Here is an 18,017-nt window from a genome sequence, read left to right as displayed (position 1 = left end):
GCGAGCGCATCCGGCGCGAGCCACCCGCTCCACGGGGGAGTACGACCATGGCCGGCACCACCATCGCCCGACCCCGCCCGCTCAGCTGCACGTTCAGCCGCGCCGCCCGTGAACTGGGCCTCAGGCGAGGCGAGTTCGACCTCGCGGTACATCTTGGCCGGATCCGCACAGTGCCCGACGAGGGCGGCGGCGGAGGCCGCCGCGTCACCCGGGCCGAGATCGAGCGGCTCCAGGACCGGGCGGAATCCCTCCGCGAGAGCGTGCGAGCGGTCGGGACCACCGAGGGCGCGGCCCTGATGGAGATCCCGGCGGGCAGGTTCACCCGCTTCGCGAAACTCGGCCTGGTGACCCCCGTGAACTGGTACCCGAACCGCTACCGGGCCGTGGTCTGGCTCTACCTGGCCGAGGAGCTACGGCGGTTCGCGGCCGACGAGAAGAACGCACCGCTGCTCACCGGCCGTACGCCCGAGGAGTTGCGTGGCCGGCTCAGGGCGGGAGCGGACCAGCGGGCCCGCAACTGGCGCGGACGCCACTGCGGTCTCCTGCTGAGGGCGGCGGACGGGCCGTGGGAGCGGGCCGGGGCGGTGGCCGGCTTTCTGGACCCCGACGAGATCGACGACGCTCTGACGGATCCTCACGAGCGTGCGTATGTGAAGGCCCTCCGGCCGGCCCCGCCCGCCCACGGCTCACCGGGCTCGCCTACCGCGCTGCTCGCCGAGGAGCTGATGACGGCGGACGAGCCCGACGAGATCGACTGGTTCCGCAACGACCTGGCACGGGCGGTGGCGGAGGCCCGTACGTTCCGGCCCGCGCGCCGCCCTGCCGAGCAGCCGCACACCGCCGCCACGCGATCGCAGCACCCGGCACCGGCACCACCGGTGCGGCCGCGCGGCATGCGCCGCTGGCTGCATCTATACTACAAGGCCCTGAACAGCCCCTCCTGGACGACCGACACCAGCAGCCGCCCCTCCAGGTCGTAGACCCGCCCGCGGGCCAGTCCCAGGCCACCCGTGGCGATGGGGGACTCCTGCTCGTACAGGAACCACTCGTCGGCGCGGAACGGCCGGTGGAACCACATGGCGTGGTCCAGCGAGGCCATGTCGAAGTTCCGTGGCCCCCACAGGGGCTCGACAGGGACCCGCACCGCATCCAGAAGGGTCATGTCGCTGGCGTAGGTCAGCGCGCAGGTGTGCACCAGCGGATCGTCACCCAGCGGACCGACCGCGCGCATCCACACCGCGCTGCGCGGCTCGGCGCCCGCTATCTCCTCGTGATTCCAGCGCAGCCGGTCGACATAACGGATGTCGAAGGGCTGGCGGCGCGCCATCCGCTCCAACTGCTCCGGCAGCTCTCCCAGATACTTGCGGATCTCCTCGGCGAGCGTCGGCAGCGACTCCGGGTGCGGCACCTCACGGGCCGGCGGCAGCTGGTGCTCGAAAGCTCCCACCTCAGGCTTGTGGAAGGAGGCGGTCAGATTGAAGATCGTGCGGCCCTGCTGCACGGCGGTGACCCGGCGCGTCGTGAACGACCGCCCGTCCCGGATCCGTTCGACCTGGTACACGATCGGCACGCCTGGCCGGCCCGGTCGCAGGAAGTACGCGTGCAGCGAGTGCACCGGGCGGTCGCCCTCAGTGGTGCGGCCGGCGGCGACCAGCGCCTGGCCCGCCACCTGGCCGCCGAAGACCCGTTGGATGGACTCCTGGGGACTGCGGCCACGGAAGATGTTGACCTCGATCTGCTCGAGGTCGAGCAGGTCGACCAGTCTCTCGGCCGGGTTGGTCATGGGTGAGGTTCTCCTGTGGTCGGAACGGGCCGGGTCAGAGCTGGCCGACATCGGTGACGCGGACGACCGCGCGGCCTTCGGCGTCGGAGGCCGTCAGGTCGACCTCCGCGCTGATGCCCCAGTCGTGGTCGTCGTTCGGGTCGTCGAAGATCTGCCGGACGCGCCACAGCGCGTTCTGCGGCTCCTCCTGGATCACGAGCAGCTTGGGGCCGCGCGCGTCGGGACCGGTGCCCAGGTCCTCGTACTCGTCCCAGTACTTGTCCATCGCCTCGCCCCAGGCATCGGCGTCCCAGCCGGACTCCGCGTCCATCTCGCCCAGCTCGTCGACGTGGTCGAGGGCGGCCAGCTCCACGCGGCGGAACATCGCGTTGCGGACCAGGACCCGGAAGGCGCGCGCGTTGGCGGTGACCGGCTTGACCTCGTCGGCCTTCTCCTGGGCCTCCTCGGCCGTCATCTCCTCCGGGTTGGCGAGCTGTTCCCACTCGTCCAGCAGACTGGAGTCGACCTGGCGGACCATCTCGCCCAGCCACTCGATCAGGTCCTGCAGATCCTCGGACTTGAGGTCGTCGGGGATGTTGTGGTCCAGCGTCTTGTACGCGCTCGCCAGGTAGCGCAGCACGATGCCCTCGGTGCGGGCCAGTTCGTAGAAGGACACCAACTCGGTGAAGGACATCGCCCGTTCGTACATGTCCCGGATGACCGACTTCGGCGACAGCGGATGGTCGCCGACCCAGGGGTGGCTCTTGCGGTAGGTGTCGTACGCGTGGAAGAGCAGCTCTTCCATGGGCTTCGGGTAGGTGACGTCCTGGAGGCGCTCCATGCGCTCCTCGTACTCGACGCCGTCCGCCTTCATCGCGGCCACCGCCTCGCCCTTCGCCTTGTTCAGCTGGGCGACCAGGATCTGCCGCGGGTCGTCCAGGGTGGACTCGACGACGGACACCATGTCGAGGGCGTAGGACGGCGATTCGGGGTCGAGGAGTTCGAACGCGGCGAGGGCGAACGTGGACAGCGGCTGGTTGAGCGCGAAGTCCTGCTGGAGGTCGACCGTGAGACGGACGATACGGCCGGTCGGGTCCGGCTCGTCCAGCTTCTCGACGATGCCGCCGTCGAGGAGCGAACGGTAGATGGCGATCGCCCGGCGGATGTGCCGCAGCTGCTGCTTGCGCGGCTCGTGGTTGTCCTCCAGCAGATGACGCATCGCCTCGAAGGCGTTGCCCGGGCGGGCGATCACCGACAGCAGCATCGTGTGCGTCACCCGGAAACGCGACGTCAGCGGCTCCGGCTCGGACGCGATCAGCTTCTCGAACGTGGTCTCCGACCAGGCGACGAAGCCCTCCGGCGCCTTCTTGCGCACCACCTTGCGCCGCTTCTTCGGGTCGTCGCCCGCCTTCGCCAGCGCCTTCTCGTTCTCGATGACGTGCTCGGGCGCCTGCGCGACCACCAGACCGGCCGTGTCGAATCCGGCCCGGCCCGCCCGGCCGGCGATCTGGTGGAACTCACGGGCGCGCAGCGTGCGCACCCGGTTGCCGTCGTACTTGGTGAGGGCGGTGAACAACACCGTGCGGATGGGCACGTTGACGCCCACACCCAGGGTGTCGGTGCCGCAGATGACCTTGAGCAGACCGGCCTGCGCGAGCTTCTCCACCAGCCGCCGGTACTTGGGCAGCATGCCGGCGTGGTGGACGCCGATGCCGTGCCGGACGTACCGGGAGAGGTTGCGGCCGAACTTGGTGGTGAAGCGGAAGTTGCCGATCAGTTCGGCGATCTGCTCCTTCTCCTCCTTCGAGCACATGTTGATGCTCATCAGCGCCTGCGCCCGCTCCACCGCCTGCGCCTGGGTGAAGTGCACGATGTACACCGGCGCCTGCCTGCTCTCCAGCAGTTCGGTGAGCGTTTCGGTGAGCGGGGTGAACTTGTACTCGTAGGACAGCGGCACCGGGCGGGTCGCCGAGCGGACCACCGAGGTGGGACGGCCGGTGCGGCGGGCGAGGTCCTTCTCGAAGAAGGAGACGTCGCCGAGGGTGGCGGACATCAGGATGAACTGCGCCTGCGGCAGTTCCAGGAGCGGGATCTGCCAGGCCCAGCCGCGGTCGCCCTCGGCGTAGAAGTGGAACTCGTCCATGACGACCTGGCCGACGTCCGCCTGCTTGCCGTCGCGCAGGGCGATGGAGGCGAGCACCTCGGCGGTGCAGCAGATGACGGGTGCGTCGGAGTTCACGGAGGCGTCGCCGGTGAGCATGCCGACGTTCTCGGTGCCGAAGATCTTGCACAGCTCGAAGAACTTCTCCGACACCAGCGCCTTGATCGGCGCCGTGTAGAAGGTGACCTCGTCCCGGGCCAGGGCGGCGAAGTGCGCGCCCGCGGCGATCATGCTCTTGCCGGAGCCGGTCGGTGTCGACACGATCACGTTCGCCCCGGAGACCGCCTCGATCAGCGCCTCCTCCTGGTGGGGGTAGAGCGTGAGACCGCGCTCCTGCGCCCACGACTCGAAGGCTTCGTACAGGGCGTCGGGGTCGGCGGTCGGCGGCAGTCGATCGATGAGGGTCACGCACCCATCTTGCCTGGCCCGACCCCCGAGGGGGGAATCGGCTACGACGCCGATGATCAAGACCCCTATGCTGTGTCGCCGACGGAGCGTCATCGCACCCGGTCAACTGGACAGCGGCACACGAGGAATGGGGCGCACAGCGGCCATGATGGGACCTGCACACTCACTGTCGGGAGCCGCCGCCTGGCTCGGCGTCGGAGCCGCGGCCGCCGCGGCCGGGCACGGGATGCCCTGGCCGGTGCTCCTGGTCGGGGCACTGATCTGCGCCGGCGCCGCGCTCGCCCCGGACCTCGACCACAAGGCCGCCACCATCTCGCGCGCCTTCGGACCGCTGTCACGCTGGGTCTGCGAGATCGTCGACAAGCTCTCCTACGCCGTCTACAAGGCGACCCGGAAGCCGGGCGACCCGCGACGCAACGGTGGGCACCGGACGCTGACCCACACCTGGGTGTGGGCGGTGCTGATCGGCGGGGGCTGTTCCGCCGCGGCGATCCTCGGCGGCCGCTGGGCGGTGCTGGCGATCCTCTTCGCGCACATGGTGCTGGCGATCGAGGGCCTGCTGTGGCGGGCCGCCCGCGGCTCCAGCAGCGACATACTGGTGTGGCTGCTCGCGGGGACCAGCGCCTGGATCCTGGCGGGCGTCCTGGACAAGCCGGGCAACGGCTCGGACTGGCTGTTCACCCAGCCCGGCCAGGAGTACCTGTGGCTGGGGCTGCCGGTGGTGCTGGGGGCGCTGGTGCACGACATCGGGGACGCGCTGACCGTCTCCGGCTGCCCGATCCTGTGGCCCATCCCGATCGGCCGCAAGCGCTGGTACCCGCTGGGCCCGCCGAAGGTCATGCGGTTCCGCGCGGGCAGCTGGGTCGAGCTCAAGGTGCTGATGCCCGTGTTCATGGTGCTGGGCGGCATAGGCTGCGCGGCCGCCCTGAACGTGATCTGACCGCGGGGGCTCCGGGGTCAGCCGGTCTGCCCCGAGCCACCCCCGTAGCGCCGTTCGAACGCGGCGACGCGGCCCTCGGTGTCCACCGTGCGGGCCTTCCCGGTGTAGAAGGGGTGGCTCTCCGAGGAGATCTCCACGTCGACCACCGGGTAGGTCTCGCCGTCGTCCCAGTCGATGGTCTGGTCGCTGGTCGCGGTGGACCGGGTCAGGAAGGCGTATCCGGCGGCGCGGTCGCGGAAGACCACGGGGTGGTAGTCGGGGTGCTTGTCCTGCTGCATGGCGGCTCCTCGAACAAGGCGGACAACGCGGACAGGGCGGTCGGGGCGGCCGAGCAGGGGGATGCGGCGTCAGCCGTAGGCGGTGTCCTCGTCGACGATGTGCATTGCGGCCTCCTCGGCGGAGGCCCCGGCGCCGTCGATGCCGACGTCGGTGGCGACGAGACCGTTCTCGTCGTCCTCGTGCGCCCCCTCGTCGGGTGCCACAAGGCGGCCGGAGCGCAGATCGCCGACCTCGTTGTCCAGGAGTTCGCCGTCGCTGCCCTGACAGTCGCCGATGCCGTCGCCGTCGGGCGCGGCCGGATCGGGCAGCTCCTCGGCGAGCCGCTGGTCCAGGGTCTCGCCCCGGTGGCCCTCCGCCGCGGTGACCCCGGTGTGCTCCACGGCCCAGGGCCGCTCGGGCGGGGACCAGCCCCGGTCCAGGGGATCGCTGACGCCGTCGGACTCCAGCGTGTCCTCCACGTCGAGCAGTCCCGTGTCCTCGCGGATCTCGGATCCGTCGGGCTGGTAGACGTCGTCCCCCCATCCGTCGGCGGTGGTCACGGCTACCTCCAGGGGGTGAGGCGGCGGTCCGAGGGGCGGGCCGCCGGCACGCTCGGCACGGGCCTCACGCGCCGCGAACCCTCCGGTTCCCGGCCCGTCCCCGAACCGGTGCCGCTCTCCAGCCTTCCACCCCTGCTCGTACCCGCGCAACGGCACGGGGCGCGACCTGCGGCGCGCACCCCGTGCCACGGCCGGTCACCCGTGCCACGACCGCCACAGCGCCGCGTAGGCGCCGTCGGCCGCCACCAGCTCGTCATGGCTGCCGAGCTCGCTGATCCGGCCGTTCTCGACCACGGCGATGACATCCGCGTCATGGGCGGTGTGCAGCCGGTGCGCGATGGCGACCACCGTGCGGCCGTCGAGGACCCGGGCCAGGGACCGCTCCAGGTGGCGGGCCGCGCGCGGGTCCAGCAGCGAGGTCGCCTCGTCCAGGACGAGGGTGTGCGGGTCGGCCAGGACCAGCCGGGCCAGCGCGATCTGCTGGGCCTGCGCCGGGGTCAGCGTGAGGCCCCCCGAGCCCACCTCGGTCTCCAGGCCCTGCTCCAGGGCCCGCGCCCAGCCGTCCGCGTCCACCGCGCCCAGGGCCGCCCACAGCTCGGCGTCCTCGGCGCCGGTCCGGGCGAGCAGCAGGTTGTCGCGCAGGGAGCCCACGAAGACGTGGTGCTCCTGGTTGACGAGGGCGACATGGGAGCGGACGCGTTCGGCGGTCATCCGGGACAGCTCGGCGCCGCCGAGGGTGATCCGGCCGTCGCGGGGCGCGTAGATCCCGGCGAGCAGCCGGCCCAGGGTGGACTTGCCCGCACCCGAGGGCCCGACCAGGGCAAGGCGGGTGCCGGGCGCGACCTCCAGGGAGACCTGGCGCAGCACGTCGACGCCCTGCAGGTAGCCGAAGCGGACCTCGTCCGCGTGCACCTCGCGGCCCTCGGGAGCCAGCGAGGCGTCACCGGCTTCCGGCTCGATGTCCCGGACGCCGACCAGCCGGGCCAGCGACACCTGGGCGACCTGGACCTCGTCGTACCAGCGCAGGATCAGGTTCACCGGCTCGACGAGCATCTGGGCGATGAGTGCCCCCGTCGTCAGCTGGCCCACGTCGAGCCGGCCGTCGAGGACGAGGGCGCCGCCGATCATCAGCACCGAGCCGAGCACGGTGGTGTGCGTGGCGTTCATGGCCGGGAAGAGCACCGACCGCAGCCACAGCGTGTAGCGCTCCCATGCCGTCCACTCCTTGACCCGGCGTTCGGACAGGGCGATGCGCCGGGCACCGAGCCGGTGTGCCTCGACGGTGTGCCCGGCGTCCACGGACTCCGCGAGGGCGGCGGCCACCGACGCGTACCCGGCGGCCTCGGAGCGGTAGCCGGCGGGCGCCCGCTTGAAGTACCAGCGGCAGACGATCACCAGGATCGGCAGGGCGAGCAGCACGGCGGCGGCCAGCGGCGGCGCCGTGACCACGAGGCCGCCGAGCAGCAGCACCACCCACACGACGCCGATCGACAGCTGTGGCACGGCCTCCCGCATGGCGTTGGCGAGCCGGTCGATGTCGGTGGTGATCCGGGACAGCAGATCACCCGTGCCCGCCCGCTCCAGGACGCCCGGCGGCAGCCCGACGGACCGGACGAGGAAGTCCTCGCGCAGGTCGGCCAGCATCCGCTCGCCGAGCACGGCGCCCCGCAGCCGTACCTCGCGCATGAAGACGGCCTGGACGGCGAGCGCGAGCACGAACAGGCCGATGGTCAGGCCCAGATGGAGGTCACGGGCACCGTCCGACACCCGCTCGATCAGTCCGCCGAGCAGGTACGGGCCGACCATGGAAGCGATCACGGCCACGGTGTTGACCAGGACGAGGACGCAGAAGGCCCGGCGATGCCGGCGGAACAGTTCGGCCACGTAGGCGCGCACGGTCGAGGTGGCGCCTACGGGCAGGGTGGTGGCCGTCGTCGGGGCCGCCGGGTCGTACGCCGGTGGTGCGACGCCGATCATGCGCTTTCCTCGATCTCTTCCAGCGCGCTGCCTCGCAGCGCGGCTTCTTTCGACTCGGGCGTGCCGCCTGGCAGCGCGACCTCCGTCTCCTCGAGCGCGCCGCCTCGCAGGGCGACGTCCTCGTCCCTCGTGTTCCGGAGGGCGGCTTCGTCGTCCGTCTCCCGGGTCACCACCGCCCGGTACCGGGGCTCGGTGCGCACCAGTTCGCGGTGCACGCCGACCACCTCGACCTCGCCCTCGTGGACGAGGACGACCCGATCGGCCCGGTCGAGCAGTAGCGGCGAGGAGGTGAACAGCACGGTCGTACGGCCGGACCGCACCTCGCGGATGCCCTCCGCGATCCGCGCCTCGGTGTGCGAGTCGACGGCGGAGGTCGGCTCGTCCAGGACGAGCACCTCGGGGTCGGTGATCAGTGACCGGGCCAGCGCGAGCCGCTGGCGCTGGCCGCCCGACAGGGAGCGGCCCCGCTCGGTGATCCGGGCGTCCAGCGGGTCGGTGACGTCCAACGATCCCTGGACCAGGGCCTCCAGGACGTCCGCGCACTGGGCGGCGGCCAGCGCCTCCTCGGCCCGCACGGCGCCGGAGGCCGGCACGTCGAGCAGGTCGCGCAGCGAACCGGAGAGCAGCACCGGGTCCTTGTCCTGGACGAGCACCGCGGTACGGGCGGTCTCCAGGGGCAGTTCGTCGAGCGGTACACCGCCGAGCAGCACGGAGGTGGCGGCCTCGGCGGGGTGGCCGCCCAGCCGTTCGGCGAGGTGGCCGGCCGCGTCGGGGTCGCCGCAGACCACGGCGGTCAGCCGGCCCGCGGGCGCCAGCAGACCGGTGTCCGGGTCGTACAGGTCACCGTCCGGCACCGCGTCCGCGCGCGAGCCGCCGGTGTCGGTGGCCCGCTCCAGGGAGAGCACCCGGGCGGCCCGTTTCGCCGAGGGGCGCGAGAAGGAGTACGCCATGGCGATCTCGGTGAAGTGCTGCAACGGATAGTTGAGGATCATGACCGAGCTGTAGACGGTGACCAGTTCGCCGACGGTGACCCGGCCCTGCCGGGCGAGGTGGACGCCGTGCCAGACCACCGCGATCAGCAACAGCCCGGGCACCAGCACCTGGATCGCGGCGATCAGGGACCACATCCGGGCGCTGCGCACGGCGGCCCGGCGCACCTCCTGGGAGGCACGGCGGTAGCGGTCGAGGAAGAGGTCCTCGCCGCCGATGCCGCGCAGTACCCGTAGCCCCGCCACGGTGTCCGAGGCCAACTCGGTGGCCCGGCCGGCCTTGGCGCGCTGGAAGTCGGCGCGCCGGGTCGCCCGGGGCAGCAGCGGCAGCACGGCCAGCGCCACCAGCGGCAGCCCCGCGGCGACCACCCAGCCGAGCGCGGGCTGGTAGAAGAGCAGGCCGACGCCGACCACGACGACCGTCAGGGCGGCCGCGGTGAACCGGGAGACCGCCTCGACGAACCAGCCGATCTTCTCGACGTCGCCGGTGGAGACGGCGACCACCTCGCCGGCCGCCACCCTCCGGGTCAGCGCCGAGCCCAGCTGGGCGGCCTTGCGGGCGAGCAGCTGCTGGACGCGGGCGGCCGCGGTGATCCAGTTGGTGACGGCGGCCCGGTGCAGGAAGGTGTCGCCGACGGCGATCGCCGCACCGCACAGCACGAGCAGACCGCCCGTCAGCACCAGACGGGTGCCGGAGCGGTCGACGACGGCCTGGACGGCGAACCCCACGCAGAAGGGCAGCGCGGAGACGGCCACGAAGTGCAGCAGTCCCCAGGCCAGCGCCTTGAGCTGGCCACCCAGTTGGTTCCGCCCGAGCCACCACAGGAATCGGGGACCCGAACGTGCGTCCGGCACGCCCGGATCGGAATACGGAAGATCTTGAATTTGCATGACGTCCCAGCGGCTCGTGTCGGGGGAAGGTGGCGACAAGCCGTGAAAGGTTCGCGTCGGAGCGTGGTCGAAATCAAACGGTTTTCCCGGACGGTCGGTGAAATCCGCCGCCTTCCGGTCAGGGCCCGCCGTCCAACACGCGGTCTATGTTCGTAAAGTCAATCAATGTGTCGATATGTGATGTCAGGATGTCCGGGTGCAGATCAAGAGCGTTCGGTGTGCGACGGCCGTGACGGCGCTGGCCTACGCAACCGTCCTGATGGCCCTGGCCGGCTGTGGGGGACCGGAGAGCGGCGGCGGTGCGAAGAACGGCGTATCAGGGGTGCCCGGCGCGGCCGCCCGGGCGAGCAGGGTCCCGCAGCCGTGGCCGGCTGTTTCCGTCGGCGACGCGACCGCGCTGCCCGGCGTCGGCGAGCGGCTGCACGCGGAGATCCCGGCCGACTCCGGCCAGGTCCTGGCCGTGTACGGCGAGGGCGGGGACTCGGCCGACGCCACGGCCGTGCTCTACAGCCTGCGGGACGACGGCTGGCGCCCGGTGGGCAGCTGGCCCGCCCACAACGGGCGGAACGGCTGGACCACCGACCACTACGCGGGCGACGGACGCAGCCCGGTCGGCGTGTTCACGGTCACCGACGCGGGCGGTGTGCTCCCCGACCCGGGCACCCGGCTCTCCTACACCCACGACGAGACCGCCTACGCGCCCCCGTCCTACTGGAGCCCGGCGTACCGGCACGACTTCGACTACGTCATCGCCATCGACTACAACCGGCTGCGGGGCGCACCGCCGCACGACGTCACCCGGCCCTGGGGCGCCGAACGGGGCGGCAAGATCTGGCTGCACCTCGACCACGGCAGCGGCACCTCGGCCTGCATCGGCCTCTCCGAGGAGGCCATGCGGTTCCTGCTCCGCACGCTCGACCCCCACCGCGATCCCGTCGTGGTGATGGGAGACCGGGCGGACCTGCTGGCCTAGCGAGACCCCGGGGGCCGCGCGGGGTCACCGGCCGGCCGCGCCGGGCTGCTGCTCGGGTGCCCCGGCCGAGCCGGTACTCGCGTGCACCAGGTCCACGTCGTTCGCCCGGACGTAGGCCAGCCGGTGGCCGAACTGGATCTCGTAGTACCTCTCCTGGCCCAGTACCACGGGCTGGGGCGTACCGGAGAAGGTCGATCTGTCGACATAGGAACTGCCGACACCGGACTGTGTCACATAACGCTGGCCCGCCCGCAGGGTGTACGGGAGCGGCGAGTCGGTCTCCTCCTCCATTCCCTCCGGGTAGGCCTCCTCCTCGGGCAGGGCACGCCCGTACACCGGGATCTCGTCCAGGCCCTCCTTCGGTGTCACCATGCGGCCGCTCGCGCCGACCGCCGTCGGGTGGTCCTTGGGGTTCTTGAACCAGGCCTTGTTGCCCTGGAACCAGATCGCCGTCCACTCGCCCCTGCGGTCGGCGACGGCGAAGGTCTGGCCGGTGGAGACACGCGAACCGAGGTCACTGACGTCCTCGGTGGACTCGTCGCCGTCCGGCCTGCGGCCCGGGTCCTGGATCAGCGGGGCGTCGTCGGCCGGTCGGGTGTGCAGGCGGACGGCGCTGGAGCCGTGCGGCTGGCACCGCTTCCCGGCGCCGTCGCACCCGGTGTACCGCGGCTTGTGGGTGGCGTAGTCCGGCAGGATCATCACCATGTCGCTGTTCGGTCCGGCCGTGGCCTTCAACGGCGCGCCGAGCAGGTCGAAGTAGTGTCGCCAGTCCCAGAAGGGACCGGGGTCCTCGTGCATCTCGGGGATGCTGTCGCCGGTCGGGGCCGGCACGTTGTCGTGGCCGAAGATGTGCTGCCGGTCCATCGGGACGCCGTACTTCTTCGCCAGGAAGCGCACCAGGCGGGCCGAGGACCGGTACATCTGCTCCGTGTACCAGGTGCCGGGGTGGGCGAGGAACCCCTCGTGTTCGATGCCGATCGAACGGCCGTTGACGAACTTGCTGCCCGAGTGCCAGGCCTCGTCCTTGGTCCTGACGTGCTGGGTGACGTGGCCGTCGCTGGAGCGGATCGAGTAGTGCCAGGACGCCTCGGTCGGGTCCTGCACGGTCTTGAACATGTTCGGCAGTGTCGACTCGGTGTCGTGGATGACGATGTACTCGATCTTCTGGTCCCGGGGCCGGTCGGCCAGGTCGTGGTTGCCGTAGTCGCCGTCCTCGTCGATCTCCTCGTAGGGCGCGGCGAGCCAGTCACAGGACAGCTCCCGAGGGCACTCGACCTCCTTGGGCCGGTGCGGGACCTGCGGTCCGGGGTGCGAGCGGACGCCGGGGGAGGCGGAGAGCGTGACCTCCTGGCCTTCGGCGGTGGTGCGGTGCGCTCCCCGGCGGATCAGGGTGAAGACGTCGTCGGCGTACGTCGTGGCCGTGGTGACGTCACGGGTGCCGGGGAAACGTTCCACCGCCTGCCACCAGTCCTCCGGGTCCTTGCTGAGCGGCTTGCCGAGATGCCGTTGTGCGGCGGCCAGCAGGGCCGCGCCACCGCGTACGTTGGCGACGGCGTCCGTCCGCAGCGCCGCGGGCGGGACCTTGATCAGCCGTGCGGCGCGTTCCAGGTCCGCCGGCTGCACGGCGTGCCCGCCCGCGGCGAACACCGTCCCCGCGAGGGGGCTGTTCTTACGGCCGTCCGGCGCCGCCGGTGCCGCCCCCGGTGCGGGGGCGCGGCCGCCGCCGGTCTCCACCAGGTGCATCGGCCCGTAGCCGCCCGCGACGCTGGGGGTGCCCGGGTGGGCGTCCCAGCGCGACTGCATGTAGGACACGCTCAGGAGCACACTGCGCGGCACGTGGAACTCGCGGGCGGCATCGGTGAAGGCGTTCTGCAGGCGCTGGTCCTCCGCCTCGTCGGCGCCCGACGCCGGGAGGATCAGCAGCGGTGGCAGCAGCGCGGCCGTCGCGAGCAGACAGGCCGTCAGTCGGCAGTTCCGCAGGGCGCCGGGCACACGTGGGGCGACAGTTCTTCTCATACCGGAGGGTCTCCAACCGCTTGCTGAGGGTCTCCAACCACGCTCGTCGCAACCAGGGCAAATGGATCGCCCTTAACGTCACCCCCTGTACGTTTCCGTGTCCGGCGCGGCACGGCGCGCCGAACGTCAACCGGGTGGACCAGCGGTCCGGCAGAGGCCACCCGGTCGGCGGCAGCGGATCGGCGTCCGAGGGACGGTCGCCGACCGTCCCGACTCAGTCCTCGACCGGGTCCACCCGCCAGTCGGGATGTCCGGGCATCGGTGGGGTGTCCGGCCCGTACAGCCAGGGCGTCAGAAAGGGCGTCAGATCCTCGCCCGCGACCTCGGAGGCGAGCGCGACGAAGTCCTTGGTGCCGGCCGCGCGGCCCCGGTACCGGGTCACCCAGGTGCGCTCGATCCGGTCGAACGTTTCGTCACCGACCTTCTCCCGCAGGGCGTACAGCACCAGCGCCGAGCCGTCGTACCGCATCACCTTGAACAGCGTCGGCTCCGTCGGCTCGGCGGGGGCTCCGTCGTCGTGGCGCCACTGGTCGTGCTGCTCGTACGCGTCCCGCATGGCGTCCTCCATGCGGACGCCGCCGTGCTCCTCGGAGTACAGCCGCTCGTAGAACCGGGCATGACCCTCACTCAGCCACAGGTCGGACCACCGCCGGATGGCGACGCTGTCCCCGGTCCAGTGGTGGGTCAGCTCGTGGACGAGATTGCGTTCGGCGTCGACCCGGTCGCCGAGCAGGTCGTCCTTGGGCACGACGGACAGCGACTGCGTCTCCAGCGCCACCGGCAGGTCGGTGTCCCCGACCAGCACGCCGTAGCGGCGGAACGGGTACGGGCCGAGCCGGCGTTCCAGCCAGGCGAGGTGTTCTGGAGTGAGCGCGCGGTCGGCCTCGGTGTCCGCGACCAGACCGTCCGGCACCACGTCCCGCACGGGCAGTCCGCGTGGGCCCGTGCTGTCGACGACCGTGAGCTTCCCGATCGCCATCTGGATCAGCTGGGCCGCGATGGGCTCCTCGGAGTCGTACGTCCAGCGCACGCGTCCGCCCGGCCGCTGGACACGGTCGACGAGCCGGCCGTTGGCCACCGCGCGGAGCCCCGCGGGGGTGGTGATGCGGAAGGTGACCGGCGCCCGCAGGCTGGGGTGGTCGTCCACCGGGAAGACCAGTTTGGCGCCGTCGGGCTGCGCACAGAGCAGGGTGCCGTCGGCGGTGGGCACCCAGCCGTACTCCCGGATCGCGTCGCCGCGCTGCCGGCGCTGGGTGGGGTCGGCGGTGTAGGTGACGCGGACGGCGAACGCGTGGCCGCGGGGGATCGGTCGCGCGGGCGTGACGACGAGTTCGTCGCCGTCCCGTACGGCGGTGGCCGGTGCGCCGTCGACGGTGACCTTGTGCAGGGTGTTGCCGGCGAAGTCCAGGTCGAAGCGGGACAGGGCCTGAGTGGCGGTGGCGCTGATGGTGGCGCCCGCCTCGAACGGCGTCCCGGGCGCCTGCCAGTCGAAGTCGAGCGTGTAACGGCGCACCGTGTAGCCGCCGTTGCCGTCCAGCGGCATCAGCGGGTCGCCGATGCCCGGGGCGCCGGGGGCCGGGGCCGGTTCGGAGGCGGCGGCCGAGGGGCCGGGGGCGGGGGAGCCGTGGCTCCGTTGCGGGAGGCCGGCGAGCACGGCGTCGCAGGTGAGGGCGACGGCACCGCCGAGGGCGAGGGCGAGGGCCGCGCGACGGACGCGAGCGGTCGTGATCTCCATGGGAGCACTGTGGCAGTAAGATCCGCTTATAGCACTTTTTGTTCCTCTGGTGTGGGTCCGCGTAGGTCACGGAGCGGTCGGCCGATCTCCTCATTGCGGCCGGCGGTCAACTCCCCGTAGAACACCGGCCATGAGAAGACGGATCGTCATGTCCATGCTTGCCGGGCTGGCCGGGGTGCCCCTCCTGGTGAGCGCGCTCCTCGGTACGGGTGCCTCCGCCGCCGTAGCCGCCGACGTCCCGGCGGAGTTCGGCACCGACTGGCACGACCCGGTGACCGCCGCCCCGCCGGTGTCCGTGCCCAAGGGCGCGAAGTCCTGCCAAGTCACCCTGGCCGAAGCCCAGTTCCGTGACTTCACGCCCTACCGGGGCACCTACGCGCCGCCCCAGGGCTGCGGCGACCGCTGGAGCAAGGTGGTGCTGCGGCTCGACGGCAAGGTGAAGGGCCGTCAGTACGACCGGCTCGGCTATCTGCACGTCGGAGGCGTCGAGGTGCTGCGCACCTCCACCCCCGAGCCCTCGCCCGACGGCATCGAGTGGCACGTGGAGAAGGACGTCACCCGCTACAGCGACACCTTCCGGGGCGCACAGGACGTCGAGATGCTGATCGGCAACGTCGTCGACGACACGTACACCGGCGTCATCGACGTCAAGGTCACGCTCACGTTCTACGCGGGGCGCCCCCAGGCCGCGGTCCCCGACAAGGTGCTCACCCTGGACGGCGGTACCACCCTCACCACCCCGCGCAACAGCGAGCGGATCGTCGCCGAGGTGCACGCCACCGGATCCGGCGGTGGCTGCGAGGAGTTCTGGTATCTGACGGTGGCCGACCCGGCGTCGTACTCCTGCAAGGCGGACAAGGGGCCGTACCGCGAGGTGCAGATCAACGTGGACGGCCGGCCGGCCGGAATCGCCGCGCCGTTCCCGAACGTGTGGACCGGCGGCTGGTCCAACCCCTTCCTCTGGTACGTCGTTCCGGGCCCCCGCGCCTTCGACGTCAAGCCGATCGAATACGACCTGACGCCGTTCGCCGGGCTTCTCAACGACGGCCGCCCGCACCAGGTCGAGGTCTCCGTCGCCGGGGTGCCCGAGGGCCAGGCCGGCTGGAGCGCCCCCGTGAACGTGCTGGTCTGGCAGGACGCGCACCGCGCCCACGTCACCGGCCGGCTCACCGCGGACAGGGCCTCCGACCCCGTCAACTCCTCGGTGTACACCCCGGGTTCGGGGGAGTACCGGGTCGACACCGACGCCGGGCACCGGCTGACGGTCTCCGGATATGTCGACACCTCGCACGGCCGGGTGACCACCACCGTCAGCCGGACGCTGGCCAACACCTCCGCGCACCGCTGGAACGACGGTGAGACGACGGACGCGCTCGACGCCGTCTGGACGGACGACCAGAACGTCACGGTGAAGGCGGGCGGGGCGTCCCGGACGACACGCACCGACCGGACGTACACGATGAACGGCGCCATCACCGTCGGTACCGACGATCGGCTGCGTACCGAACTCACCCTCGGTGACCGGGCGGCGGTCAGCCGGCCCGGGCGCGGGTGGTCGCGGCTGGACGACACCTACCGCGGTGACGCGACGTACACCCTCAATGTGCCGCGCGACCAGCGGCACGCGGTCGGCACGTCGAGCGAGCGCTACCGGCTGTACGGGTCCGGCGGGTGCTACGACCGTTCGCTCGCCACCGAACAGGGGGTGCTGACGGAGGACCGCGGCGGCTGCTGAGCCGAGTTGCGTGCGATGCGTCACCAGGCGCGTGATTTACGCGGCTGATACACGGTGGTCTCGGACGGGATCAAGAAGGCCTCCAGAGTGATCGACACGGAAACCGCTTTCCGTATGGCAGAAGTCCCGCTGTCGCGGAAGTCCCGCTCGGCTTCCGCGAGTCGAACCCCCACACCAGGAGTGCCCGTGCCGCAGCCCCTACCGTCCCTGCCGCGACGCGTCGCACGCATACTGCGTACCTCTCTCTTCGCGCAGGTCGCCTGCGCGCTCGTGCTCGGAATCGTCGTCGGGAAGCTGTGGCCCGGCTTCGCCTCGGACCTGCAGCCGCTCGGCGACGGTTTCACCCGGCTCATCAAGACGATCATCTCCCCGCTGGTGTTCTGCGTGGTCGTCGTCGGCATCGCCAAGGCCGGTGACCTGAAGGCCTTCGGGCGGATCGGGCTCAAGGCCCTGATCTGGTTCGAGGTGGCGAGCACGCTCGCGCTGGTCATCGGCCTGGTCGCCGCCAACGTCGTCCAGCCCGGCTCCGGAATGCATGTCGACCCGGCCACGCTGAGCGCGAAGGCGGTCGACGCGAAGACGGGCGGCGGCTCGCTGCCCTCGACGACCGAGTTCGTCCTCGAAGCCCTGCCCACCAGTTTCATCGGCGCCTTCGCCGACAACTCCCTGCTCCAGGTGCTGGTTCTGGCCTGCCTGGTGGGCGCGGCCCTGCTCCACCTCGGCCACACCAGGGTGCCGCAGGTGCTGCCGGCCATCGAGCAGGCGCAGGAGATCATCTTCGCGATCGTCGGGTTCGTGATGCGCCTCGCCCCGATCGCCGTCTTCGGTGCGATGGCCGTGCTGATCGGCCAGTACGGCCTCGGTGTCATCGAGACCTACGCCAAGCTGATCGTCCTGTGCTACGCGGCCGCCGCGCTCTTCGTCGCCCTGCTGGCGGTGGCCCTGAAGGCGGTCACCGGGCTCAGCCTCTGGAAGTTCGTCCGCTACATCCGCGAGGAGCTGCTGCTGGCGCTGGGCACCGCCTCCACGGAGTCCGTGCTGCCGCGCGTGATGCAGAAGCTGCGCAAGGCGGGCGCCCGCGACGACGCCGTCGGCCTGGTGCTGCCCACCGGGTACTCCTTCAACCTCGACGGTGCCTCTCTCTACCTCTCCATCGGCACCCTGTTCATCGCCCAGGCCGTGGGTGTCGACCTGAGTCTGGGTCAGCAGATCACCGTGGTCCTGGTGCTGATGCTCACCAGCAAGGGCATGGCCGGCATCCCCGGTTCGGCCTTCCTCGCCCTGTCCGCGACCGCCTCCTCGCTCGGGGCGATCCCGGCCGGTGCCGTCGCCCTGCTGCTCGGCGTCGACCGCATCATGGACTCGATGCGCGTCGTCACCAACCTGCTCGGCAACTGCGTCGCCGTCTTCGCCGTCTCCCGCTGGGAGGGCGCGCTGGACGTCGAGCGGGCGAAGAAGGTGCTGGGCGCCGAGGTCGCGGCCATCGAGGTGGCGCCCGCCGAGGTCGCGGCCACCGAGGCCGAGCTGCCCGCGCAGGTGCCGGACAAGGAGTCCGTGTCCGAACGCTGACGTGCGGAAGCAGAGCGGCTCCCCTCCGGAGTCCCGGAGGGGA

At 71.5% G+C, this 18,017-nt stretch carries 13 protein-coding genes; 5 read left to right on the top strand and 8 right to left on the bottom strand.

Annotated elements, in window-relative coordinates:
• Positions 1-47 precede the first annotated feature (47 nt).
• On the top strand, positions 48-980 hold the full coding sequence (locus ACWGJB_RS31980; RefSeq protein ID WP_453383529.1) for a DUF6397 family protein: 933 nt from the start codon (positions 48-50) through the stop codon (positions 978-980).
• On the opposite strand, the gene ACWGJB_RS31975 is transcribed toward ACWGJB_RS31980, so the two are convergent.
• A complete protein-coding gene (locus tag ACWGJB_RS31975; protein WP_360494390.1) occupies positions 917-1,783 on the bottom strand; it encodes an acyl-CoA thioesterase in 867 nt (288 codons plus the stop codon). The two genes, ACWGJB_RS31980 and ACWGJB_RS31975, sit on opposite strands and share 64 nt — an antisense overlap.
• 34 nt (positions 1,784-1,817) lie before the next feature.
• Positions 1,818-4,331, bottom strand: coding sequence for a DUF3516 domain-containing protein (locus ACWGJB_RS31970; RefSeq protein ID WP_453383528.1), 2,514 nt, complete (start codon positions 4,329-4,331; stop codon positions 1,818-1,820).
• A gap of 145 nt (positions 4,332-4,476) precedes the next feature.
• Here ACWGJB_RS31970 and ACWGJB_RS31965 point away from each other — a divergent pair, with 145 nt between their 5' ends.
• The gene (locus ACWGJB_RS31965) at positions 4,477-5,271 is read left to right on the top strand and encodes a metal-dependent hydrolase (protein ID WP_351698647.1); all 795 of its coding nucleotides are present in this window, start codon (positions 4,477-4,479) and stop codon (positions 5,269-5,271) included.
• A gap of 17 nt (positions 5,272-5,288) precedes the next feature.
• Here the strand turns inward: ACWGJB_RS31965 and ACWGJB_RS31960 are convergent, their stop codons facing one another.
• From ACWGJB_RS31960 to ACWGJB_RS31945, 4 genes are all read right to left on the bottom strand, one after another.
• Positions 5,289-5,549 carry a type B 50S ribosomal protein L31 gene (locus ACWGJB_RS31960; protein ID WP_360494384.1) on the bottom strand — a complete coding sequence of 87 codons (261 nt, stop codon included), beginning with the start codon at positions 5,547-5,549 and terminating at the stop codon, positions 5,289-5,291.
• A 69-nt stretch (positions 5,550-5,618) separates the two neighbouring features.
• Complete coding sequence (locus tag ACWGJB_RS31955; protein WP_360494381.1) at positions 5,619-6,089, bottom strand: DUF5709 domain-containing protein; 471 nt, start codon at positions 6,087-6,089, stop codon at positions 5,619-5,621.
• A gap of 195 nt (positions 6,090-6,284) precedes the next feature.
• Positions 6,285-8,066 (bottom strand): ABC transporter ATP-binding protein, encoded by a 1,782-nt coding sequence (locus ACWGJB_RS31950; protein WP_453383527.1) that lies wholly within the window; start codon positions 8,064-8,066, stop codon positions 6,285-6,287.
• A complete protein-coding gene (locus ACWGJB_RS31945) occupies positions 8,063-9,946 on the bottom strand; it encodes an ABC transporter transmembrane domain-containing protein (RefSeq protein ID WP_453383526.1) in 1,884 nt (627 codons plus the stop codon). The genes ACWGJB_RS31950 and ACWGJB_RS31945 overlap by 4 nt, the downstream gene beginning before the upstream one ends.
• A 259-nt stretch (positions 9,947-10,205) precedes the next feature.
• On the opposite strand from ACWGJB_RS31945, the gene ACWGJB_RS31940 reads away from it, so the two are divergent.
• The gene (locus ACWGJB_RS31940) at positions 10,206-10,919 is read left to right on the top strand and encodes a L,D-transpeptidase family protein (protein WP_453383633.1); all 714 of its coding nucleotides are present in this window, start codon (positions 10,206-10,208) and stop codon (positions 10,917-10,919) included.
• A gap of 24 nt (positions 10,920-10,943) precedes the next feature.
• Here the strand turns inward: ACWGJB_RS31940 and ACWGJB_RS31935 are convergent, their stop codons facing one another.
• The gene (locus ACWGJB_RS31935) at positions 10,944-12,935 is read right to left on the bottom strand and encodes an N-acetylmuramoyl-L-alanine amidase (RefSeq protein WP_453383525.1); all 1,992 of its coding nucleotides are present in this window, start codon (positions 12,933-12,935) and stop codon (positions 10,944-10,946) included.
• 214 nt (positions 12,936-13,149) lie between these two features.
• Positions 13,150-14,670 (bottom strand): M1 family metallopeptidase, encoded by a 1,521-nt coding sequence (locus ACWGJB_RS31930; protein WP_453383524.1) that lies wholly within the window; start codon positions 14,668-14,670, stop codon positions 13,150-13,152.
• Between the two features lie 130 nt (positions 14,671-14,800).
• Between ACWGJB_RS31930 and ACWGJB_RS31925 the strand changes: the two genes are divergently transcribed.
• Together ACWGJB_RS31925 and ACWGJB_RS31920 are read left to right on the top strand one after the other, a co-directional pair.
• A complete protein-coding gene (locus ACWGJB_RS31925) occupies positions 14,801-16,405 on the top strand; it encodes a peptide-N4-asparagine amidase (RefSeq protein WP_453383523.1) in 1,605 nt (534 codons plus the stop codon).
• A 186-nt stretch (positions 16,406-16,591) separates the two neighbouring features.
• Entirely contained in the window at positions 16,592-17,974 is a 1,383-nt protein-coding gene (locus ACWGJB_RS31920) for a cation:dicarboxylate symporter family transporter (protein ID WP_453383522.1), read from the top strand.
• Positions 17,975-18,017 lie beyond the last annotated feature (43 nt).

The organism is Streptomyces sp. NPDC054813, assembly GCF_053611365.1.
This window is presented reverse-complemented; position numbering and strand designations above follow the sequence as displayed.